This is a genomic window from Rhizobium sp. M1 (assembly GCF_002531805.1).
Classification (GTDB): Bacteria; Pseudomonadota; Alphaproteobacteria; order Rhizobiales; family Rhizobiaceae; genus Rhizobium; species Rhizobium etli_C.
Map to the genome: position 1 here is coordinate 1 of NZ_NWSW01000021.1, position 21,046 is coordinate 21,046.

Annotated in this window: 18 protein-coding genes; 13 read left to right on the forward strand and 5 right to left on the reverse strand. The window is 64.0% G+C overall.

The genetic code is table 11. The annotated features are described in order from the left end of the window. The first annotated feature begins 129 nt into the window (after positions 1-129). On the forward strand, positions 130-1,620 hold the full coding sequence (locus tag CO655_RS20775) for an MDR family MFS transporter (RefSeq protein ID WP_097666296.1): 1,491 nt from the start codon (positions 130-132) through the stop codon (positions 1,618-1,620). Between the two features lie 12 nt (positions 1,621-1,632). Here the strand turns inward: CO655_RS20775 and CO655_RS20780 are convergent, their stop codons facing one another. From CO655_RS20780 to CO655_RS20790, 3 genes are all read right to left on the reverse strand, one after another. Then, complete coding sequence (locus CO655_RS20780) at positions 1,633-3,594, reverse strand: ABC transporter ATP-binding protein/permease (RefSeq protein WP_097666298.1); 1,962 nt, start codon at positions 3,592-3,594, stop codon at positions 1,633-1,635. Positions 3,595-3,694: 100 nt separating this feature from the next. After that, positions 3,695-4,822, reverse strand: coding sequence for a hypothetical protein (locus CO655_RS20785; protein ID WP_097666418.1), 1,128 nt, complete (start codon positions 4,820-4,822; stop codon positions 3,695-3,697). A gap of 445 nt (positions 4,823-5,267) precedes the next feature. Further along, positions 5,268-6,167 (reverse strand): GntR family transcriptional regulator, encoded by a 900-nt coding sequence (locus tag CO655_RS20790; RefSeq protein ID WP_097666300.1) that lies wholly within the window; start codon positions 6,165-6,167, stop codon positions 5,268-5,270. A 239-nt stretch (positions 6,168-6,406) separates the two neighbouring features. Here CO655_RS20790 and CO655_RS20795 point away from each other — a divergent pair, with 239 nt between their 5' ends. The 7 genes from CO655_RS20795 to CO655_RS20825 all read left to right on the forward strand — a co-directional run bounded on the left by CO655_RS20795 (position 6,407) and on the right by CO655_RS20825 (position 14,540). Continuing rightward, on the forward strand, positions 6,407-7,909 hold the full coding sequence (locus CO655_RS20795) for an altronate dehydratase family protein (protein WP_097666419.1): 1,503 nt from the start codon (positions 6,407-6,409) through the stop codon (positions 7,907-7,909). A 40-nt stretch (positions 7,910-7,949) separates the two neighbouring features. Next, a complete protein-coding gene (locus tag CO655_RS20800) occupies positions 7,950-8,969 on the forward strand; it encodes an aldo/keto reductase (protein WP_097606941.1) in 1,020 nt (339 codons plus the stop codon). A gap of 10 nt (positions 8,970-8,979) precedes the next feature. Then, positions 8,980-9,426 carry an RbsD/FucU domain-containing protein gene (locus CO655_RS20805; protein ID WP_097666302.1) on the forward strand — a complete coding sequence of 149 codons (447 nt, stop codon included), beginning with the start codon at positions 8,980-8,982 and terminating at the stop codon, positions 9,424-9,426. A gap of 208 nt (positions 9,427-9,634) precedes the next feature. Continuing rightward, positions 9,635-10,624 carry an ABC transporter substrate-binding protein gene (locus tag CO655_RS20810; protein WP_097606939.1) on the forward strand — a complete coding sequence of 330 codons (990 nt, stop codon included), beginning with the start codon at positions 9,635-9,637 and terminating at the stop codon, positions 10,622-10,624. 117 nt (positions 10,625-10,741) lie between these two features. Further along, positions 10,742-12,295: a sugar ABC transporter ATP-binding protein gene (locus CO655_RS20815; protein WP_097606938.1), complete on the forward strand. Its 1,554-nt coding sequence runs from the start codon at positions 10,742-10,744 to the stop codon at positions 12,293-12,295. A gap of 27 nt (positions 12,296-12,322) precedes the next feature. Continuing rightward, entirely contained in the window at positions 12,323-13,297 is a 975-nt protein-coding gene (locus CO655_RS20820; RefSeq protein WP_097606937.1) for an ABC transporter permease, read from the forward strand. Positions 13,298-13,520: 223 nt separating this feature from the next. Then, the gene (locus CO655_RS20825) at positions 13,521-14,540 is read left to right on the forward strand and encodes a zinc-binding alcohol dehydrogenase family protein (RefSeq protein WP_097666304.1); all 1,020 of its coding nucleotides are present in this window, start codon (positions 13,521-13,523) and stop codon (positions 14,538-14,540) included. A gap of 289 nt (positions 14,541-14,829) precedes the next feature. On the opposite strand, the gene CO655_RS20830 is transcribed toward CO655_RS20825, so the two are convergent. Beyond that, positions 14,830-15,555, reverse strand: a complete 726-nt coding sequence (locus tag CO655_RS20830; RefSeq protein ID WP_097666306.1) for a copper homeostasis protein CutC — start codon at positions 15,553-15,555, stop codon at positions 14,830-14,832. Further along, entirely contained in the window at positions 15,552-16,781 is a 1,230-nt protein-coding gene (locus CO655_RS20835; RefSeq protein ID WP_097666308.1) for a LysR family transcriptional regulator, read from the reverse strand. The genes CO655_RS20830 and CO655_RS20835 overlap by 4 nt, the downstream gene beginning before the upstream one ends. Here CO655_RS20835 and CO655_RS20840 point away from each other — a divergent pair. From CO655_RS20840 to CO655_RS20860, 5 genes are all read left to right on the forward strand, one after another. After that, entirely contained in the window at positions 16,749-17,015 is a 267-nt protein-coding gene (locus CO655_RS20840) for an acetyltransferase (RefSeq protein WP_245423866.1), read from the forward strand. The two genes, CO655_RS20835 and CO655_RS20840, sit on opposite strands and share 33 nt — an antisense overlap. Positions 17,016-17,201: 186 nt before the next feature. Next, on the forward strand, positions 17,202-18,110 hold the full coding sequence (locus tag CO655_RS20845; protein WP_010027117.1) for an ABC transporter substrate-binding protein: 909 nt from the start codon (positions 17,202-17,204) through the stop codon (positions 18,108-18,110). Between the two features lie 58 nt (positions 18,111-18,168). Then, a complete protein-coding gene (locus tag CO655_RS20850; protein WP_097606932.1) occupies positions 18,169-19,335 on the forward strand; it encodes an ABC transporter permease in 1,167 nt (388 codons plus the stop codon). Further along, the gene (locus CO655_RS20855) at positions 19,332-20,276 is read left to right on the forward strand and encodes an ABC transporter ATP-binding protein (RefSeq protein WP_097606931.1); all 945 of its coding nucleotides are present in this window, start codon (positions 19,332-19,334) and stop codon (positions 20,274-20,276) included. The genes CO655_RS20850 and CO655_RS20855 overlap by 4 nt, the downstream gene beginning before the upstream one ends. Further along, the gene (locus CO655_RS20860; protein ID WP_097666312.1) at positions 20,273-21,022 is read left to right on the forward strand and encodes an ABC transporter permease; all 750 of its coding nucleotides are present in this window, start codon (positions 20,273-20,275) and stop codon (positions 21,020-21,022) included. The genes CO655_RS20855 and CO655_RS20860 overlap by 4 nt, the downstream gene beginning before the upstream one ends. The last annotated feature ends 24 nt before the right edge of the window (positions 21,023-21,046 follow it).

Consider the following 21,046-nt stretch of genomic DNA (forward strand, 5'->3'; position numbering starts at 1 on the left):
GCCGATCAGCAAAAACAGCTCACCGTACGCTCACGAACGACTGGATCCCTCCGCACATGGCGCATCGCCCCACATCTCAGCCAGCCTGCCGTTATTCCGGCGTCCGCGGAGCACCCGAAGAGGATCGTCATGTCGAATGCTGCGCATCGCTCGAACCGCGTGCTTGTCGTCGCGACCATCATGGTCGCGACCTTCATGGTTGCCATCGAGGCGACGATCGTGGCGACCGCCATGCCGCGCATCGTCGGCCAGCTCGGCGGCTTTTCCTATTACAGCTGGGTGTTTTCGGCCTTCCTGCTGGCGCAGTCGACGACGACGGTCATCTACGGCAAGCTTTCCGATATTTTCGGGCGCAAGCCGGTGCTGATCGGCGGCATTATCATCTTCCTCGCCGGCTCGGCGCTCTGCGGCTTTGCCTGGTCGATGATGTCGCTGGTGCTGTTCCGGCTGCTGCAGGGGCTAGGTGCCGGCGCCATCCAGCCGGTGACGATGACCATCATCGGCGATCTCTTCAAGCTCGAGGAACGCGGCCGGGTGCAGGGCGCGATGGCGACCGTCTGGGCGACCTCGGCCGTCGTCGGGCCGCTTGCCGGCGGCATCATCGTCGACAATATCTCCTGGGCCTGGATCTTCTGGATCAACCTGCCGATCGGCATCGTCTCGATCGTCGCCTTCATGGTCTTCCTGAAGGAGGACGTCGCGCACAAGCAGGCAAGGATCGATTATCTCGGATCGGTGCTGTTTTCGGTCTCGATCGTGGCGCTGCTCGTCATGCTGACGGAAACGGCTGCCAGCGCCTGGATCCTACTCACACTTTTTGCCGTCTTCGTGGTCGCGGGGCTGCTCTTCCTCGCCCAGGAGAAGCGGGCGCCGGAGCCGATCATTTCGATCGCGCTCTGGAGCCGCCGGCTGATCGCCACCAGCAATGCGGCGACGCTGCTTGCCGGCATGGCGCTGATCGGGCTTTCCACCATCCTGCCGATCTATGTGCAGGGCGTGCTAGGCCGCTCGCCTGTTGTTGCCGGCTTCACGCTCACCATGCTGATCGTCGGCTGGCCCTTGGCGGTCATACTTTCCGGCCGCTTCTACAAGGCTTTCGGCATTCGCCGGACGCTGCGCGTCGGCAGCCTGATGTTTCCGTTCGGCGCCTGTTTCCTGCTGTTCCTGACGCCGGAAAGCTCGCCGGTTCTGGCCGGCGCCGGCTCCTTCTTCATGGGCTTCGGCATGGGCCTGATCAGCCTGACCAGCATCGTGCTGGTGCAGGACAGCGTCGAGTGGTCGATGCGCGGCAGCGCCACCGCCTCGATCATCTTCGCCCGCAGCCTCGGCAATACGCTCGGCGCCACCGTGCTCGGCGCCATCCTCAACGCCGGCATCAACCACCATGCGAGCGGCGAGACGGCGGCGGCCCTGCACAATGCGCTGAATCAGCCGACCGGGCTCTCGGCGCTCGCCGCCGATCCTGATATCCGAAGCGTCTTCGATGCGGCCCTGCACTGGAGCTTCTGGGGCGTGGTCGTCGTCGCGGTGCTGACCTTCTTCACCACCTGGCTGATCCCGGTCGGCCATGGCCGCAAACGCGAAGAGCCGGCGGTGGCCAGCGAAGCGGCCTCGCATTGACCGCTGCGTTGTTCACGGCAGCGCCGAGCGGCGGCTGTCCAGAACGCGCAGGATCAGGTTGCGCCTTCCCTTGCGTGGGCCAAGATCGATATCGCTGACGAGCTTCGCGCCGCCCTCGCGCCGTTCCAGGGTGATCTTGCGGCTATGGAAGGCTTCGAGCTCGGCGCGATGGGCGACGCTGATGATGGTCACGGTCGGCATTTCGTCGATCACCATCTCCATCATCCTGTCCTGGCTCTTCTCATCGAGCGCCGAGGTGGCTTCATCGAGGACGATGATATCAGGATTGTGCAGCAGCAGCCGGGCAAAGGCGAGCCGCTGCTTTTCGCCGCCCGACAGGATCTGATCCCATGGCGCCTCTTCCTCGAGCTTTTCGTTGAGATAATCCAGTCCCACCTTGGTCAGCGCCGCGGTGATCTCCTCCGGCGTCCAACTGTCGGCGGCGCGGGGATAGGCGACGGCGCGGCGAAGCGTGCCGGACGGGATATAGGGCCGCTGCGGCAGCATGAACAAGCGCCGGTCGGCGTGGAAATCGACGCTGCCGTGGCCCCACGGCCAGAGACCGGCGATGGCGCGCACCAGCGTGCTCTTGCCCGAGCCGGATTCTCCGGCCACCAGCACCCGCTCGCCCGGCACGATCTCGACATGGGTCTCCTTGACCACGGCGGTGCCGTCGTCGAGCGACACGGAGAGATCGTTCAGATTGAGGATCGCATTGCCTTGGGTTTCGCTGTGCTTGATGCGTCTCAGGGCATCGTTCTGTTCGGCGCGCTCGAGGCCGTCGAGCGACGTCATCAGCGAGGCGATGCGCCGCGCACAGGCGTTCCAGTCGGCAAGACGCGGGTAGTTGTCGACCAGCCAGCCGAAGGCGTGCTGAACGATGGCGAAGGCGGAAGCCGCCTGCATGACCTCGCCGAGCGTCATGCCGCCGGCAAGAAACTTCGGCGCGCAGAGCAGGAGCGGCACGACGGGCGCAATCAGCATCGACCCGTGCGACACGAAGGTCGTGCGCATGTGCTGGCGCGCAAGCAGCGCCCATTGCTTGAGCACGTTGGAAAACGTCTTGTCGAGATCGCTGCGCTCCTCCTCCTCGCCGCCGAGCAAGGCGATGCTCTCGCCATTTTCGCGCACACGGGTCAGCGTGTAGCGGAGCTCGGCCTCCACCTGGTTCTTGACCTCGGAGACCTTTACGAAGTGACGGCCGATGATCGCGATCACGGTTGACGTGATCACGGCATAGATAACCGCAGTGACGACGAGAAAGCCGGGAATGGTGATAGTCGCCCCTGCGACCGGCAGCTCGAGCGCTCCGCCGATCGTCCACAGCACGACGATGAAGGTCGAGGCCGACAGGAATGCGGCAATGACGCCGGCGATGAAATCCACCGGCGCTTCGGTGGCAATGCGCAAATCCTCCGAGATGCGCGCCTCGGGATTCTTGTGATCGCCGCCGATCAGGTTCAGCTGATAATAACGGCCATTGGCGAGCCAGCGCGCGATCACCGCCGCCGTCAGCCAGGAGCGCCAGCGGCGCTGGATCATCATGCGCACGAAGACTTGGGCGGTGACAAGGGCGACGCTTCCGAGCACGAGCGGCACGAAGACGGCGCTCAGATAATAGACGGTGGCCGCATCGTGCCGCTCGATGGCGTCGAAGATCCCGCGGTTCCAGCGATTGATCCCATATTGGAAACCGACATTCATGCAGATCATCGCCAGCAGGCCAATCGAGCATGGCCAGGCAAGCCTGTCGCCACTGCTGCCCCAGTAGCGGCGGGCGCTGATCCAGAAACGCCTCAGCAAATATCGCTTGCGCGCCTGCTCGGCCTCCTCGGGCGTAAGCTCCGGACTGGGTTCGATGGGATCTGGCGGCGGCGCGGCCTCGACAGTCGATGCCTCCTCGGGGCGCGACTTCTCGGCACCGTGCTCCTCGGTGCCGTCGACCGATTTCGGGTTGAGTTTAGCGTCGGTCATAAGCCTGACAACGGCTTACAAATCAAAAGGTTTCATGCGGCCGGCGCCGGACGCGGCATCGCAGGTCTCACGGCGATGAGGCGCAGCCGCGCGGGCGCTGTTACGCCGCCCTGTCCGCGCCAACGACATAGCTGTCATTCGCCGCGTTCTGGATCATCGCGATGGCGACCGGCGGAACGATGAAACTCCAGATGCCGAGCCAGGCAATCGAAACGACGTTTCCCCGGCCTCTGTCGCGAGCCCGCTCGTTGAGGAGATCGCCAAGGGTCATGACGAGAACCGGCAATCCGAGCGGTACGAGGATCGCGATCAGCATGGCTGCAAGCGGCGTCAGCAGGCGCTGCGATGGTGCTGCGCCCGCCAGCTCGCCGTGGATGCGATAGACCCAATAGGCGAGATAGATAAAACCGGCCACGGCAATGGCGAAGACCAGAAGTGCCAGGAGCAGCGCGATCGAAGAACCGCTGACGCCGGCATCGGTTGCCTGAAACAGACGAATGCCGACCGCCGCCAGCAGAATCAGGATCGGCGGGGTGATCAGGATGACGGCAACGAGGAGAGGCGAGCGCTGCCGCGGCGCAAGCGGCTTGTGGCGGGGACGCGGCGCGTCGTCGAAGGCGAGGTTGCCGGCCGGCACCAGCAAGATGACCGCGAGGAGCAGGCAGGCCAGAAAGGCTGAAACGACAGGCACGGCGCCGAGATCGAGCCCGTATAGCCACGACGCGCCGAGCGGCGCAAAGGCCGAGATCAGGATCGTCGTCGACATCAGCGTCAGAGCGCAGCCGAAGTCGATTTTGCCCGGTCGCCCGCCCACCAGGAATATCGCGCTCGCGAGCGGGAAGACCGCCCGAAGGGCACCGAGAACCAGGCCGAAGAAGAGCAGAAAGCCCGGCGACCCCCACAAGGCAGGCACCGGCAGAAAAGCGACGGCGACGACGGCACAGACGAGAATCGGAGAGATCAGTGCCGACCGGCCATGGCGGCCCGCGACGATAAAGGCCAGAAAGGCGCCGACGACCCAGCCGAGGGTGGAGCCGAAATAGAAGATCCCGATCGTCTGAACACTGCTGTCCGCCATTTGCGAGATCAAGGGAAAGACCGTGCTCAGACCCTGGCCGCCGACGGCAATGAGAAGCGAGGAAAGGAAGACGGCCCAATAGCGATAGGTGCTGAGGAAATCAGCCAGCGTCCATTCGATATCGCTGGCGGGGGCAGAGGTGTTTTCCATCGGAACCTGCTTTCCATTGACGACCATCGCTGATCGCGGGCGTGGATGCGTTGACCAGGCGCATCGAGGAATTATTTCAATAGCTTTGACGCCGCAGTGGGATCAACCCAGAGTTTTGCCGACATAGATGGATTTATAAATGTGCGCTACGAGCCGTAGTGCCAGCAGACATTTGCAGCGACGCTGCGTCCGGATAGACTAATCGTCGTTGGTCCTGCCGTGTGGCCCCCTCATCCGGCCCTTCGGGCCACCTTCTCCCCGCTGGGGGAGAAGAGGGAGAATGCCGCATTGCCATCGACTCCATTTGGCGGAGCGCCTTCAAGCAGGCGGTTCGTTTGGGCAGTGCCGGCGCGCCTTGCTTCCTCTTCTCCCCAGCGGGGAGAAGGTGGCCCAAAGGGTCGGATGAGGGGGCCACAGGCACGACGCTTCTCGCCCTTCTCTTACCTCACGCACTCTCCGTCGCATTCTGCGGCAGGGATTGCAGCAGGGTCTGGCGGGCGGAGCGCAGGTGGACGCGGCAGGCTCTCACGATGGCCGCCTGGTCGCCGGATTCGAGTGCGGCGATGTAATCCAGATGTTCGTGGATGGCGCGCTCGTTGCGTTCGCGGGCGGCAGTCTTGTTCCACTGGTAGTGATAATGGAAGATGATGGCGATCGCATCGTAGAAATCGGCGATGAAGCGGTTCTTCGAGGCGCGGTGGATCAAGAGGTGGAAACGCTCGTCGAGGACGGAGAAATCCTTGAAGCGCTCGTTGATGTCGGCGAGCATGGCGAGATGCTCCTCGCGCATGGCGGCAAGATCGGTCCAGGCCTGATTGTCGCGGGAAAGCCGGCCGAATTCGGCAGCCGAATGCAGCTCGAACATCTCGCGCACATCGGCGAGTTCGAGCGCGAATTCGCGGGTGAAGCCTTTCAGCGTCCAATGGCTGTTCGGCCGCTTCTCGATGAGGCCGAAGCGGGAGAAGCGGATCAGGAATTCGCGCACGCTTGTTGTGCCGGTGCCGATCTCGCGGGCAAGCTCCAGCTCGTTGATCTGCATGCCGGGCGCGGCATCATCCGAAAGGATGCGCTGCATGAAACTGCGCTCGATGATGTCGTGCAGGGAATCCGTTTCTTCGGAGGGAAAGAGGTCGCGGTCGGTCGGCTGGCGCAGCACGGTCTTCTGGCGCTTGTTCCAGCGGATGATGCCTTCGTCGCTCAGACGCGTCAGGATGGCGCGCGCGGTGGAACGGCTGACGCCGAGCTGGGCGGCGATCTCCGGCTCCGAGGGCAGCGCGGTATCCGTGCGCAGGGCCGCGGCATACCTGTTATAGGCTTCCTTGAAGACCGTGTTCTGCCGTGCCATCAGACCCCCCGCTTTCCGCCCGCGGGCCAAAACCGCCATTCCGCCGAAAGGCAGAAGAGAGTCAGACCGGAGCGTATTCAAACGACCATTAGCGTATTTCCGCACGCCTGCGGCGCATCGCCGTCCTCGTCCACAGGATCAATATTCCCGTTGACTTGAAAATGTTTATTGTAGATAAAAAACAAAATCAATGCGCATGTGCCATTCGCAAACCGCGTGATGCTTCTGGAGAGATGAGTTTGGACAAACAGCCTTGGATCATCCTTTCGGCCGGCGACAATGTCGCGGTCGCGACGGCCGCCATCGCGCCGGGTTCGACGGTTGCCGGCATCGTGGCCTCTCAGAAAATCGATCCCGGCCACAAGGTGGCGATCGCGGATATTCCGCTCGGGTCTCCTGTCGTGAAATACGGCCAGGCGATCGGCCGCACCACGGCCGAGGTCAAGGCCGGCGACCATGTGCACAGCCACAATCTGCATTTCGAAAACGACCGGCTTGCCGCGACCGCCAATTCGGCGCCGGAAGCAGCGACCAGCGAAGACAAGGCGCGCAGCTTCATGGGCTATCGCCGGGCCGACGGGCGGGCAGCGACGCGCAACTATATCGGCATCATCGCCAGCGTGAACTGTTCCACCACGGTCTGCCGGGCGATCGCCGACGAGGCGAACCGGACGATCCTGCCGCATTATGACGGCATCGACGGATTCGTGCCGATCGTGCACGACCAGGGCTGCGGCATGAGCTCGACCGGCGACGGCATGAACGTGCTGCACCGGACACTGGCCGGCTACACCAGGCATGTGAATTTCGGCGGCGTGCTGATGATCGGCCTCGGCTGCGAGGTCAACCAGCTGACGCTGTACGGCCAGAGCGGTGCGGGCGCCTCGAAACGACATTTCAACATCCAGGATGCCGGCGGCTCGCGCCGGGCGGTCGAGCGCGCCATGGGCGTGCTGCGCGAAATCGCCGCCGATGTCGGCCGGGAAAAACGCGTGCCGATCCTGATCGGCGAGATCATCATCGGCCTGCAATGTGGCGGCTCGGACGGGTTTTCCGGCATCACCGCCAATCCGGCGCTCGGTGTGGCGGCCGATCTCCTGGCGGCGGCCGGCGGCACGGCGATCCTGTCGGAAACCTCGGAAATCTATGGTGCGGAACATCTGCTGCGCAGCCGCGCCGTCACCGACGACGTGGCGAAGAAGCTCGATGAGAAAATCGCCTGGTGGGAGGAGTATGTGGCGCTGCACGGCGCCTCGCTCGACAACAACCCCTCGCCCGGCAACAAGCGCGGCGGCCTGACCACCATCCTGGAAAAATCGCTCGGCGCCGTCGCCAAGGGCGGACGCTCGCCGCTGACGGCGGTCTATGGTTATGCCGAGCGGGTCACCGCCCCCGGCCTCGTCTTCATGGACACACCCGGCTACGACCCGGTCTCGGCGACCGGCCAGGTTGCCGGCGGGGCGAATATGATCGCCTTCACCACCGGCCGCGGCAGCTGCTTCGGCTGTCGGCCGGCGCCGTCGCTGAAGCTCTCCAGCAATTCGGCGCTCTATGCGGCGATGGAAGAAGACATGGACATCGATTGCGGCACGATCGCCACCGGCGATGCGACGATCAGCGGCAAGGGCCGCGAGATCTTCGACCTGATCATCGATACGGCCTCCGGCAAAAGGACGAAGAGCGAACTCTTCGGCTACGGCGACAATGAATTCGTGCCCTGGCATCTCGGCGCAACGCTCTGATCTGAAATAGAAAATCCCGAAAGCTTGGCGAGGAGGCGTGATGAAGACGAGACGGATCGGCAGGACCAAGCTCGAAGTGACCGAAATCAGCTATGGGGCGGCGCCCTTGGGCGGTCTTTACCGGGCCTGCCCGCGCGAGCAGGCGATGGAAACCCTGCAGGCAGCCTGGGACAGCGGCATCCGCTATTTCGATGTCGCCCCCTGGTACGGGCTCGGCCTTGCGGAACGGCGGGTCGGCGATTTCCTGCGCGATCAGCCGGATCGGTCCTACGTGCTCTCCACCAAGGTCGGCCGGCTGCTGCGGCCGGTGCCGACGGGAACGGTGCCGGATTATAGCTATGTCGACCCGCTCTCCTTCGATGCCGATTACGACTATTCGTATGACGGCATCATGCGCTCGGTCGAGTTCAGCTATGCCCGCCTCGGCCTCAATCGCATCGACATTCTCTATGTGCACGATATCGGCGTCTATACGCATGGTGCGGCAAAGAACGCGGTCTACCAGAAGCAGCTGCTCGATTCCGGCGTGAAGGCGCTGGAAGAGCTGAAATCCTCCGGCGCGATCTCCGCCTTCGGCCTCGGCGTCAACGAAGTGCCGGTCTGCCTCGACGTCATGCGCCATGCCGATCTCGACTGCATCCTGCTGGCCGGCCGCTATACGCTGCTCGACCGTTCGGCGGTCGCCGAATTGCTGCCGCTCTGCCGGCAGAAGGGCACCTCGCTCGTCATCGGCGGCGTCTTCAACTCCGGCATTCTCGCCACCGGCCCTGTGCCCGGCTCGCATTTCGACTATATGCCTGCAAGCGAGGACGTGCTTGCCAAGGTCGGCGCGATGGAGGCGATCGCCAAGCGTCATGGGGCGCCGCTCGCCGCTGCCGCCATGCAGTTTCCGCTGCGCGATCCGATCGTCGCCTCGGTGCTGATCGGCACGGCGAAGCCTTCGAGCCTGACACGCAACATGGAGACCGTCGAGCCGCCGCTGCCCGATAGCATCTACGGCGAATTTGAGCCCTATACGCTGGTCGCGCCGCCGCTCGGCGCCGATGCGGTCAGAGTCTGAAGGAGACGCCATGCTCAAGGGTATTCATCCGCTGCTCGGTCCCGACCTGCTCCATGCGCTGAAGACCATGGGCCACGGCGACGATATCGTCATAGCGGACGCCAATTTTCCTTCGGGCTCGATGGGCCCGCCGGTCATCCGCGCCGATGGCGTCAGCGCCACTGACATGGCCGAGGCCATCCTGACCCATATGCCGCTCGACACGTTCGTGCCGGAAACCGCATGGCGGATGGAGGTGGTCGGCGATCCCCAGGCCGTGCCCGAGGTCTGCGCCGAGTTCCAAGAGATCGTCTCCAGGCGCGCCGGCGATTTTTCCATCGTGCCGATGGAGCGCTTCGCCTTCTATGCGATGGCCCGCAAGGCCACCTATATCGTCGCGACGACGGAATTCCGGCTTTATGGCAACCTGATTCTGAAAAAGGGCGTCGTGCATCCGCACGAGGTCGATCTCGCCTGACACCTATTTTAGGTTATGGTTGTATTGAAATGAAATCAGCTATTTGTAGGGAGTTTACGGAAGCAAAAAAGCCCGATTGACGCACTTGCAATTTGCTTGCGCCTCGGCTAGCTTCTCCCTGCAAATGTTTTTTATCGATAAAAACCATCCGCCAGCGTTCAGCGGTCCGGTTTATTGGAGGAGAACGCATCCTGAGAGGAGAACCCTAATGAGCATCGTGAAATCCCTTCTGTCCCGCCGCGCCTTTACCGCGCTGGCAGGCGCCGCCGTCATCGCCACGGCGATGCCGGTCACGTCCTTTGCCGCCGATGTGACGATCCCGATCATCGTCAAAGACACGACGTCCTTCTATTGGCAGATCGTTCTGGCCGGCGCCCGCAAGGCCGGCACGGATCTCGGCGTCAACGTGCCGGAACTCGGCGCCCAGGCCGAATCCGACATCAACGGCCAGATCAGCATTCTCGAGAACGCCGTTGCCGGCAAGCCGGCGGCCATCGTCATCTCGCCGACGGAATTCAAGGCGCTCGGCAAGCCGATCGATGAAGCCGCCAAGTCGGTTCCGATCATCGGCATCGACTCAGGCGCCGACTCCAAGGCGTTCAAGTCGTTCCTGACGACCGACAACGTCCAGGGCGGCCGCATCGCCGCCGACGGTCTTGCCGCCGCCATCAAGGAGATGACCGGCAAGGAAGAAGGCGACATCGTCATCCTCACCAATCTTCCCGGTGTCGGCTCGCTCGAGCAGCGACGCGAAGGCTTCCTGGATCAGATCAAGACCAAGCATCCCGGCCTGAAGGTCATCGCCGACAAGTATGGTGACGGCCAGGCGACGACCGGCCTCAACATGATGACCGACCTGATCACCGCCAATCCGAACCTCGTCGGCGTCTTCGCCTCGAACCTCATCCTGGCGCAGGGCGTTGGCCAGGCGATCGCCGAAAACAAGCTCGGCGACAAGATCAAGGTCATCGGCTTCGACAGCGACGACAAGACGGTCGGCTTCCTCAAGGACGGCGCGATCGCCGGCCTCGTCGTTCAGGACCCCTATCGCATGGGCTATGACGGCATCAAGACCGCGCTTGCCGTCTCCAAGGGCGAAAAGGTTCCTGAGAATGTCGATACCGGCGCCAACCTCGTCACCAAGGCGAACATGGCCGATCCGAAGATCGACGCGCTCCTGAACCCGAAGATCAAGTAAGACGACAAACGGCCGCGCCGGCTCAAAAACCGGCGCGGCCTTTTCTATCCAGGTTATCAGGGGCCATGGTATGGTTCAGCAGGGATGGAGCGAGAGACACAAGAGGAGGAGAGGTCCATGATCGGACTGGAAGAGGTCAGTCATCGCCACGATGACAGCGCCACGCTGAAAGAAGCCAATCGAATCCCCACGGGGTCGCCTATCCTCGAACTCAAAGGCCTGCAGAAGAACTACGGTCATGTGCAGGCGCTGAAGCCGGCGACGCTGACCTTTCTGGCCGGTGAAATCCACGCCATCGTCGGCGAAAACGGCGCCGGAAAATCCACCCTCATCAAATTGCTCACCGGCGTCATCACCCGCACGGCCGGCGAGGTGCTGTGGTGCGGCCATCCCGTCGGGCTGTCGACGCCGAACGAGGCGATCGCCCGCGGCATCAACGCCGTGCACCAGGAAGTCGTGCTCTGCCCGCACCTGACGGTCGCCGCCAACCTCTTCCTCGGCGACGAGGTCAACCGTTACGGCCTGATGCGCAAGAAACAGATGGAGAAGATGGCGCAGGCCGTGCTCGACGATCTCGGCTTCGGCCTGCCGGCGGGCGCGCTCTTAAGCTCGCTGACGATCGGCCAGCAGCAGCTGGTGGCGACGGCGCGGGCGGCGATGCGCGGCACGCAGTTCCTGATCTTCGACGAACCCACGGCCTATCTGACGCGCCAGGAATCGGCGCAGCTGTTCAAGCTGATCCGCCGGCTGCAGGGCGAAGGCGTCACCATCGTCTATATCAGCCACCGCATGGAGGAAGTGTTCGAACTGGCCGACCGTGTCTCGGTGCTGCGCGACGGCACGCATGTCGGCACGCGGCTGATCGGCGAGACCAACGATGCTGAGCTGATCGCTTTGATGATCAACCGCTCGATCGAGCAGATCTACCACAAGGAAGAGATTGCGATCGGCGAGACGATCGTCGCCGTCAAGGGTCTTTCGGGTCCGGGCTTCGAGGACGTGTCGCTCAGCGTCAAAGCCGGACAGATCGTCGGTCTCTACGGGCTGATCGGCGCCGGACGCAGCGAATTCGCGCTCGGCCTCTACGGACGCCAGCCGATCAGATCAGGCGAGATCGAGTGGATGGGCAAACGTGTCGATATCCGCAACGAACGCACCGCGATGGAACTCGGCATTGCGCTGGCGCCGGAAAGCCGACGCGACCAGGGGCTCTGCCTCAACCTGCCGATCGGCCTCAACATCAACCTGCCGGTGTTCGGGCGGCTGAGCCATGGGCCCGTCATCAACCACGCGCGGGAATCGGCCAATGCCGACAGGCAGATCCGCGATCTCAGCATCAAGACACCGAGCCGACGGGTTCCGGCCTCCAGCATGTCGGGCGGCAACCAGCAGAAGATCGTCATCGGCAAGTGGCTGAGCCACGGCGCAAGGCTGTTCATCTTCGACGAACCGACCGTCGGCGTCGATGTCGGCACCAAGGCGGAAATCTACCGGCTGTTCGCCAAGCTTCTGAAGGAGGGGGCCGGCATCATCCTGATCTCCTCCTACCTGCCCGAGGTTTACGAACTGGCCGACCGGCTGCACGTCTTCCGCGGCGGCAAGATCGTCGCCAGCCATGATTTCCATGCAGCGACGCATGAACAAGTGCTCAGCGAAGCGATCGGCGTCTGAGCCAGAAGAATAAGAGGGAGAAAATTCATGACTGCCACCCCCACCGAAATCGTCGCGCCGCCGCCACGCCGGAAGATGAACATCCTGTTCGGCCTGACCCTGATCGGCCTGCTGATCTTCCTCTGGATCGTGCTCGGCTTCGTCACCGCCAGCTTCTGGACGCCGCTCAACATTTCCAACCTGCTGCGTCAAGGGGCGATGACGGCGATCCTGGCGCTCGGCCAGACCTTCGTCATCATCACCGCCGGCATCGACCTGTCGGTCGGCGCGATCGTCGGCTTCTGCACCGTCATCATCGCCTGGCTCTTGCAGGCGGGCGTGCCGCTCTGGGCAGCGATCCTGCTCACGCTTGCCATCGGTGTGGCGATCGGCGCCTTCCACGGCTTCGGCATCGTGCATATGGGCCTGCCGCCCTTCATCATCACGCTGGCAACCCTGACGTCGCTGCGCGGCATCGGCCTGCTGATCACCAACGGCTCGACGATCAGCATCACCGACGAGAGTTTCAGCAACTTCGCCCGCGCCGATTTCCTCGGCATTCCGAGCCTGTTCTGGATGGTCATCCTGGTGGCGGTGCCGTCCTTCGTCTTCCTGCATTTGAGCCGCTGGGGGCGTTATCTCTTCGCCGTCGGCTCGAATGCCGAAGCGGCGCGCCTTTCCGGCGTCAACGTCAAGGGCATGATCTACCTTGCCTATATCCTGTCGGCCGGCTTCGCCGCCTTCGTCGGCGTGCTGCTCGCCTCGCGCATCGCCATCGGCAACGCGACGCAGGCCGACGGCTGGGAACTGCAGGCGATCGCCTCCTCGGTCATCGGCGGCACCAGCCTGTTCGGCGCGGTCGGCTCGGTGCACGGGCCGCTGATCGGCGCCTTCATCCTCGCCACCATCAACAACGGCGCCAACCTTCTGAACGTCAACTCCTTCTGGCAGCGCATCATCACCGGTCTGCTGATCATCGTGATCGTCTTCTTCGACCAGCTGCGCCGCCGCAAGAGCAGTTGAAAGGCGAGCAGGAGAGCGCCCCTCATCCGGCTGCCGCCACCTTCTCCCCGCTCGCGGGGAGAAGGGCAAACGCCGCAAACCTCTCCGTGCCCATTGACGTCGCGCAGGGCAAGTCCCCTCGCCCCGTTTACGGGGAGAGGGTTAGGGTGAGGGGCAGCTATCCACACGAACAGAACAGCAGCGGTACGACGCAGAGTAAAGAACAAAGAATGCGAGACCTGTCATGAAAGCAGTTGTTTGCCGGGAGCCCGGCGTGCTCGAGTTCGTCGAACGGCCATCCCCCGCCGCACCGGCGCCCGGCTGGGTGCGGCTCGCCGTCAGCCATGTCGGCATCTGCGGCACGGATTATCATATCTTCGAGGGCAAACACCCTTTCCTCGAATATCCCCGGGTGATGGGGCACGAGATCTCCGCAACCGTGCTGGAAGCCGGCGTCGGCGTGGATTTGACGGCCGGCACGCCTGTTATCGTCAATCCCTATCTCTCCTGCGGCCAATGCATCGCCTGCCGCCAGGGCAAGCCGAACTGCTGCACCAACATCAAGGTGCTCGGCGTCCATACCGACGGCGCCTTTTGCGAGGAGATTTCGGTACCCGCAGGCAATCTCTATCCCGCCGAGGGGCTGAGCCTTGAGGCGGTGGCCACAGTCGAGTTCCTGGCGATCGGTGCCCATGCGGTGCGCCGCTCGCTGACCGGCGCAGGCGCGCGCGCACTCGTCATCGGCGCCGGGCCGATCGGGCTCGGGACCGCGATCTTTTCGCGCATCGCCGGTCACGAGGTGACGCTGCTCGATACCAGCACCGAGCGGCTGCAGATGGCGGCCGAACGTTTCGGCTTCACCTCCGGCATCGTCGCCAATGAAGGGACAGCCGAGGCCGTGCGGGAAAAAACCGACGGCGACGGTTTCGACGTGGTCTTCGACGCGACCGGTTACGGGCCGTCGATGGAAAAAGCCTTCTCCTTCGTCGCCCATGGCGGCGCGCTGGTGCTGGTCAGCGTCGTCAAGGACGATATCCGCTTCTCCGACCCGGAATTCCACAAGCGGGAAATGATGCTGATCGGCAGCCGCAACGCCACCCGCGCCGACTTCGAACATGTGGCGGCTTCGATCGCCAAAGGGCTGGTGCCGGTGGATAAACTGATCACCCATCGCACCACGCTTGCCGATGCGCCGCGCGATCTCGCTCGCTGGGCGCATGAGAAGAGCGGGCTGATCAAGGCGGTGATCCGGGTTGAGGGTTAGGAGACAACGCCTAAATGCGCGTGGAGTGCTCGGCGTGGATACTCGGGTCAAGCCCGAGTATGACGGAGGGTGGGGAAACCCGTGCGGCAAGAAGCGGCATCGGATGTGAGACCAGCCCCTCATCCGCCTGCCGGCACCTTCTCCCCGCTCGCGGGGCGAAGGGGGGAAGCCGTGAGCTCTCCGTTCCCACAGATCTCTCGCATGGCAAGTCCCCTCTCCCCGTCAGAACGGGGAGAGGGTTAGGGTGAGGGGCCGCTGTCGAGCGCTGCGCTCGTGTCGGCGCCGCTCGCTAACCCGCCGCCGCAATCACTCTGCACATCTCCCTGACCACCGCGACATCCGTCCTGTTGCTGCTCTTCGCCTCGAAACCAAAGGCGACCGCACGTGGATCGACGCTGTCGACCGGCGAGCTGCAGGAACCATGCACCTCGCGGGCGCCGGTCGTCTGCAAGATCGCGGCGACATTGGCGGGGCGGATGCCGCTGCCGGGCATGATCGCAATGCGGCCGGCCGCCTTTGCCGAGAGGCGTTTCAGGGTTTCGATGCCGTCGGCGGCCTTCAGCGCGCAGCCGGAGGTGAGGATGCGTTCGCAGCCGAGCTCGACCGCCTGCTCCAGCGCCTCATCGGCATCCGGCACCAGGTCGAAAGCCCGGTGCAGCGTCGAGCCGAGGCTGGAAGCATGCGCCTTCAGGCGGTGGATCAGCGGCGTGTCGAGCCTGCCGTCCGGCCGGTTGGCGCCGATGACGACGCCGGCGAGGCCGGCGGCGCGCACGGCGTCGATATCGAGCAGCATCGCTTCCTCGTCCGCCCTGTCGAAGATGAAGGGACCGGCGTGCGGGCGGATCATCGCGTAAACCGGAATGGGCGCCCGGGCGGCGATCCGCATCAGGCTCGGCAGCGGCGTCAGGCCGCCGAGCTCCAGCGCCGAGCAGAGCTCGATGCGGCCGGCGCCGCCTTCGATCGCGGCGGCAAGGCCCTCGACGCTATCGACGCAGACTTCCAGCAGGATCGTCATGCTGCGCTCTCCCTGACTGCGTCGGTTTTCGCGACGGCTTCCGACGTTATTCTTGCCGCCGCCGCGATGATGACGGCGCAGGCATCGGCGGCGGCTTTGCGATGGTTGAAGGCGACGTGATAGGACATCGGCAGGTGCTCGTCGAGATCGACGATGCGCACCTTGCCGGCGATCGGCATGGCGCTGACGCGGCCGAGGAAGGAAACGTAACCGTGATTGGCGACGAGGTCGACGATCACGGGCAGCGAATCCGCCGCGGTGATATCGCGGCTGCGCAGGCGCCGGTCGGGTGCACGCTCGGCGCTGAAGGCCATGGCCGCATGGCCGAGGCCGGTGCGCGGGCTCGGCATGCAGATCGCATGACCGGCGACGAGATCGGCGACCGTCGTTTCCGTGCTGTGCGGCGGAGCGATCACCACCATATCGGTCTGCAGCAGTTCGCGATGGCGGAAGTCTTCCAGGCCGAAGACCGAATCCAGGATCGCTACATCGATGCGGCCGCTCTTCAGCGCCTCGCGCAGATCGTCGGCGGTCATCGAGACCAGCGAGATCGCATTGTTGCTGCGGCGCGCATTCCATTCGGAGACCAACAGCCCGAGGCAGCGCGCCACCCAGCTTTCCGATCCGGTCGGGATGATCGAACCGATGCGCAGCGACCGGGCGGTGTGGCGATAGCGTTCGTCGGCCGCCGATTTCAGATCATTCCACGCCTGGCTGATCGCCATGAAGATCTGGTAGGCGCGCCTGCCCTCCTCCGTCAGGACCGAGCCCTGCGCCTGCCGCTCGAACAGCCGACGGCCGAGGAATTTCTCAAGATTGGCAAGCTGAAGCGAAAGCTGCGGCTGACCGAGATGAAGGCGGCGGGCAGCGCGGTTGATGCTGCCCTGGTCGGCGACCTCAAGAAAGCGCTCGATTGCGACGATCTTGACGGGAATGCGGGCGGCCCAGGCCTCATCGATCCCGCCGGCGCCGATTTGGCCGGCGAATTGGCAGAGTTCGCCGATAGCGACCGTGATCGGCTCCAGGCCTTCGAGCACGCCGCCGCTTGCGATCAGCGTCACCAGCTCGCCGGAGGCGCGTTCCGTCAGCTTCATCGCCAGCTCGGTTTCGGCATTGCGGATGGCCGCGGACACGGTGGAGGGCGACAACCGGAAACGGCGCGCGGTCTCGCGGACCGAAGCCGAGGTCAGGACATGGCCGATTATGAACAGGGCGCCGAGATGCAAAGGCTGGCTCCGGAAAGCGCTTTAAAAACCGGACGATATGATGTGTTCGCGAAAAAAGATATCCCTGCCTCGACAGAGCCGGGCTATCGTCGCCGTCATAAAAATCCGGGCGGCAGTTATCCGCAGAAGAGCACCGGAAGCATCGCGGAAACACGCAAGGGAACAAAAACAAGTCGCGCCGGCCCTGGAAAAGGGAATGGCTTTCCGCGCGCCGCACCGCGTTCGCCGCCATAATCAAGGGCGCGAACGCAAATACTGGAGGGGGCCTGCATCGATTTTTCGAGCGTGCACGCTATTTCCATGACGCACGCAATTCCGGCATGATGGCGGCCTTGTCGCCTTCGCCGGCGGATTTCCTGCGCATACGCCTCCCGCCGGGGGCTTGCGCCACGTCAACGGTGTTAAAACAGGGGATATTCCATGCTGAAGAAACTCGCACTTGCCGTCTCGCTCTCCGCCTTTGCGGCGGGTGCGGTTCAGGCCGCAGACGTCGTCGTCTCGTCGAAGATCGACACGGAAGGCACGCTGCTCGGCAATGTCATCGCACTGGCGCTCGAAGCAAACGGCATCAAGACGCAGGACCGCATTGCGCTCGGCGCCACGCCCGTCGTGCGCAAAGCGATCACCGCAGGCGAAATCGATATCTACCCGGAATATACCGGCAATGCCGGCTTCTTCTTCAACAAGGCCGATGACGCCGCCTGGAAGAACAACGACCAGGGATATGAGCTGGCGAAGAAGCTCGATTACGACGCCAATAAGATCGTCTGGCTGACGCCGTCACCCGCCAACAACACCTGGGCGCTTGCCGTGCGCAACGATGTCGCCGAGCCGAACAAGCTGAAGACCATGTCCGATTTCGGCAAATGGGTTGCCGGCGGCGGCACCGCCAAGCTTGCCGCGTCTTCCGAATTCGTCAACTCGGCCGGCGCGCTTCCCGCCTTCCAGACGACCTACGGCTTCCAGCTGAAGCCCGACCAGATGGTCGTTCTCTCCGGCGGCGACACGGCGGCGACGATCAAGGCAGCCGCCGACCAGACGAACGGCGTCAACACCGCCATGGTCTACGGCACCGACGGCGCGATCGAAGCGGCCGAACTGACCGTTCTCGAAGACGACAAGGGTGTGCAGCAGGTCTATGCGCCGACCGCGATCATCCGCGAAGCGGTGTTGAAGGCCAATCCGAAGATCGAGGAAATCCTCTCGCCGATCTTCAAGAGCCTCAGCGCCGACGAACTGCGCAAGCTCAACGCCAAGATCCAGGTCGACGGCGAGCCGGCAAAGTCCGTCGCCGAGGCCTATCTCAAGGAAAAAGGCTTCCTGAAGTAATCATCGCCCGCTCCGCCCGGCAGCGGGCGGAGCGTCCTTTCCCCATAAGGTTGGATCGATGGACGAAACCTCAGCGGTCCGCAGGCTGGACCGGCTCGGCGTGGTTCTGGTGGCCGGCGGCATTGCGGCCACCGCACTGATGCCCTTCATCTACGTCAAGGCGAACCGCATCGCCGCCGGCAAGCCGATGCTGCTGGCTCAGCTGCTTCCCCAGCCTTCCGTCGTCATCCTGACCGCCCTCCTCATTCTCACGGCCTTCGCCACGCTGTTTCTCCGCAACGCCTTGGCGCGGCTTGTCATCGCGACACTCTGCCTTGCGGCGCTGGTCGTTGCGATCGGTCTCGTCTCGAGCGCGGCGACGCCGCCCGGCAGCACCGTGGCGCGCATGACGCCCGGCGGCGGCTTCTGGGTGCTGTTCGCGGTGATCGGGCTCGTCATCTCCGATGCGCTGGTCAAGATAAGGCTGGCGCCATGGATGCGGGTGGCGGCGCTTGCGGCCTATACGGCGCTGCTCTTCATCTCGCTCGCCTCCGGCCTGCTCGACAGCCTGTCGATCATGAAGGAATTTTCGACGCGGGCGCCGCAATTCGAGACGGAAGCGATTTCGCATCTACTGCTGGCGCTCGGCTCGCTTGCCATCGCCATTATCCTCGGCCTGCCGCTCGGCATCCTCTGCTTCTGGGTGCCCAGGCTGCGCGCGGTCGTGCTGCAGGGCCTGAGCCTCATCCAGACGATCCCGAGTCTGGCGCTCTTCGGCCTCTTGATGCTGCCGCTCGGTTATCTCGCCACGCATGTGCCGCTGGCCGCCGCTGCCGGTATCCGCGGCATCGGCACGGCGCCGGCGCTGATCGCACTGGTGCTCTATTCGCTGCTGCCGATCGTCGCCAATACCGTTGTCGGCCTGCAGGGCGTCGATCCCTCGGTGCGCGACGCCGCGGCCGGCATGGGGCTGACGCGCCGGCAGATCCTTGTTCGTATCGACATGCCGCTCGCCTTTCCTGTCATTCTCACCGGCATCCGCATCGTGCTGGTGCAGGCGATCGGCATGGTGACGATCGCCGCGCTGATCGGCGGCGGCGGCTTCGGCATCTTCATCTTCCAGGGGCTCGGCCAGACGGCGATGGATCTCGTCCTGCTCGGCGCCGTGCCGACCGTCTTCCTCGCCTTCTCATCGGCCGTCATCCTCGATGCGGTCATCGACAGCATCCGGGGGCCTGCCGCATGAGCATGATCGAAATCCGCAACGTCACCAAGCGTTATGGTGCTGCCACCGTCGTCGACAATGTCTCGATGCAGGTCGAAAAGGGCTCAATCACCGTCGTCGTCGGCACGTCGGGCTCCGGCAAATCGACACTGATGCGGATGATCAACCGGCTGGTGCCGATCACCGAGGGCGAGATCTTCGTCGGCGGCCAGAATGTCATGGACGTCGAGGTGACCGAGCTTCGCCGCCGGATCGGCTACGCCATCCAGGGGCACGGCCTCTTCCCGCACCGAACCGTCGCGCAGAATATCGCCACCGTGCCGCAGTTGCTCGAATGGGATTCGACGCGCATCGCAGCGCGCGTCGAAGAACTGCTTGGACTGTTCAACCTCGATCCGGCAACTTTCGCCGACAAATATCCGCACCAGCTTTCCGGCGGCCAGCAGCAGCGCGTCGGCGTCGCCCGGGCGCTGGCGGCCGAACCGGAACTGCTGCTGATGGACGAGCCGTTCGGCGCCCTCGATCCCGTCATCCGCGGCAAGGCGCAGGACGACCTGCTGGCGATCCAGAAGCAGTTCGGCACCACCATCATCCTCGTCACCCACGACATGGACGAGGCCTTCCATCTCGGCAATCAGATCGCGGTGATGAGCCAGGGCCGCTTGCTGCAATGCTCGACGCCGGAAAAGATCCTCACCGAACCCGCCGATCCCTTCGTCCAGCAACTGACCGGCACCTCCGACCGGGCGCTGAAGCTGATGTCGCTGCTGCCGCTGAAGGAGAGCATGGAGCCGGCCAAAAGCGGGCTTGCCTATGCCCTGCCGCAGTCGCTGAGCCTACGCGACGCGCTCGCCGAAATGATCTGGCAGGGGGTCGACGAGGCGGCCGTGCAGGATGGCGAGAAGGCCGCTGTCGGATCGATCTCGATGAGCCGGCTGCTCGAACTGGGCCGCAAGGCATGAAACTCCTCGTCGCCAATCTCTTCCGCCTGGCGGCGCTCGCCCTGCTCTTGATCCTGCTGTTCAGGACCGAGTGGCTTTCCTTCCTGCTGACGCCGCTGACCAGCAACAATGCGCCCGCCGTCTATACGCAGAATAGCCTTGTCTCGCTTGCGCTCGGACATCTGCAGCTCGTCATCGGCTCGATCGCCTGCAGCGCCGTGCTTGCCGTTCTCGGCGGCATCTTCGTCACCCGCGACAGCGGCGCCGACTTCCTGCCGCTGTCGCGGGCGATTGCCAATGCCGGGCAGACCTTTCCGCCGGTCGCTGTGCTGGCGCTTGCCGTTCCCGCCACCGGCTTCGGCGCCATGCCGACGCTGATCGCACTCTTTCTCTATGGCCTCTTGCCGATCTTCGAAAACACCGTCGCCGGTCTCAAGCAGGTGTCGCCGCAGGTGCTCGATGCCGCCGACGGCATGGGCATGAGCGCCACGCAGCGGCTGTTGCGGGTCGAGCTGCCGCTTGCCCTGCCGCTGATCCTCGAAGGGCTGAAGGTTGCGACCGTCATCAATATCGGCACGGCGACGATCGGCTCGACGGTGGCGGCGAAGGGGCTCGGCGAAGTGATCATCGCCGGGCTGATATCGGACAATACCGCCTTCATCCTGCAGGGCGGGCTGATCGTCGGCCTGATGGCGGTGCTGATCTATGACGCCATGGGCCTCGTCGAAGCGGCGATCACGCGAAGAATCGGCTTGCGCGCGGCGTAAGGGGACCGCTACCACAGGCGTGAC

Excerpts from the sequence above, each read along its gene's own strand:
- CO655_RS20775 (WP_097666296.1), top strand. The coding sequence starts at position 130 with ATGTCGAATGCTGCGCATCGCTCGAACCGCGTGCTTGTCGTCGCGACC.
- CO655_RS20780 (WP_097666298.1), bottom strand. The coding sequence starts at position 3,594 with ATGACCGACGCTAAACTCAACCCGAAATCGGTCGACGGCACCGAGGAG.
- CO655_RS20785 (WP_097666418.1), bottom strand. The coding sequence starts at position 4,822 with ATGGAAAACACCTCTGCCCCCGCCAGCGATATCGAATGGACGCTGGCT.
- CO655_RS20790 (WP_097666300.1), bottom strand. The coding sequence starts at position 6,167 with ATGGCACGGCAGAACACGGTCTTCAAGGAAGCCTATAACAGGTATGCC.
- CO655_RS20800 (WP_097606941.1), top strand. The coding sequence starts at position 7,950 with ATGAAGACGAGACGGATCGGCAGGACCAAGCTCGAAGTGACCGAAATC.
- CO655_RS20805 (WP_097666302.1), top strand. The coding sequence starts at position 8,980 with ATGCTCAAGGGTATTCATCCGCTGCTCGGTCCCGACCTGCTCCATGCG.
- CO655_RS20810 (WP_097606939.1), top strand. The coding sequence starts at position 9,635 with ATGAGCATCGTGAAATCCCTTCTGTCCCGCCGCGCCTTTACCGCGCTG.
- CO655_RS20815 (WP_097606938.1), top strand. The coding sequence starts at position 10,742 with ATGATCGGACTGGAAGAGGTCAGTCATCGCCACGATGACAGCGCCACG.
- CO655_RS20820 (WP_097606937.1), top strand. The coding sequence starts at position 12,323 with ATGACTGCCACCCCCACCGAAATCGTCGCGCCGCCGCCACGCCGGAAG.
- CO655_RS20825 (WP_097666304.1), top strand. The coding sequence starts at position 13,521 with ATGAAAGCAGTTGTTTGCCGGGAGCCCGGCGTGCTCGAGTTCGTCGAA.
- CO655_RS20830 (WP_097666306.1), bottom strand. The coding sequence starts at position 15,555 with ATGACGATCCTGCTGGAAGTCTGCGTCGATAGCGTCGAGGGCCTTGCC.
- CO655_RS20840 (WP_245423866.1), top strand. The coding sequence starts at position 16,749 with ATGGCCGATTATGAACAGGGCGCCGAGATGCAAAGGCTGGCTCCGGAA.
- CO655_RS20845 (WP_010027117.1), top strand. The coding sequence starts at position 17,202 with ATGCTGAAGAAACTCGCACTTGCCGTCTCGCTCTCCGCCTTTGCGGCG.
- CO655_RS20850 (WP_097606932.1), top strand. The coding sequence starts at position 18,169 with ATGGACGAAACCTCAGCGGTCCGCAGGCTGGACCGGCTCGGCGTGGTT.
- CO655_RS20855 (WP_097606931.1), top strand. The coding sequence starts at position 19,332 with ATGAGCATGATCGAAATCCGCAACGTCACCAAGCGTTATGGTGCTGCC.
- CO655_RS20860 (WP_097666312.1), top strand. The coding sequence starts at position 20,273 with ATGAAACTCCTCGTCGCCAATCTCTTCCGCCTGGCGGCGCTCGCCCTG.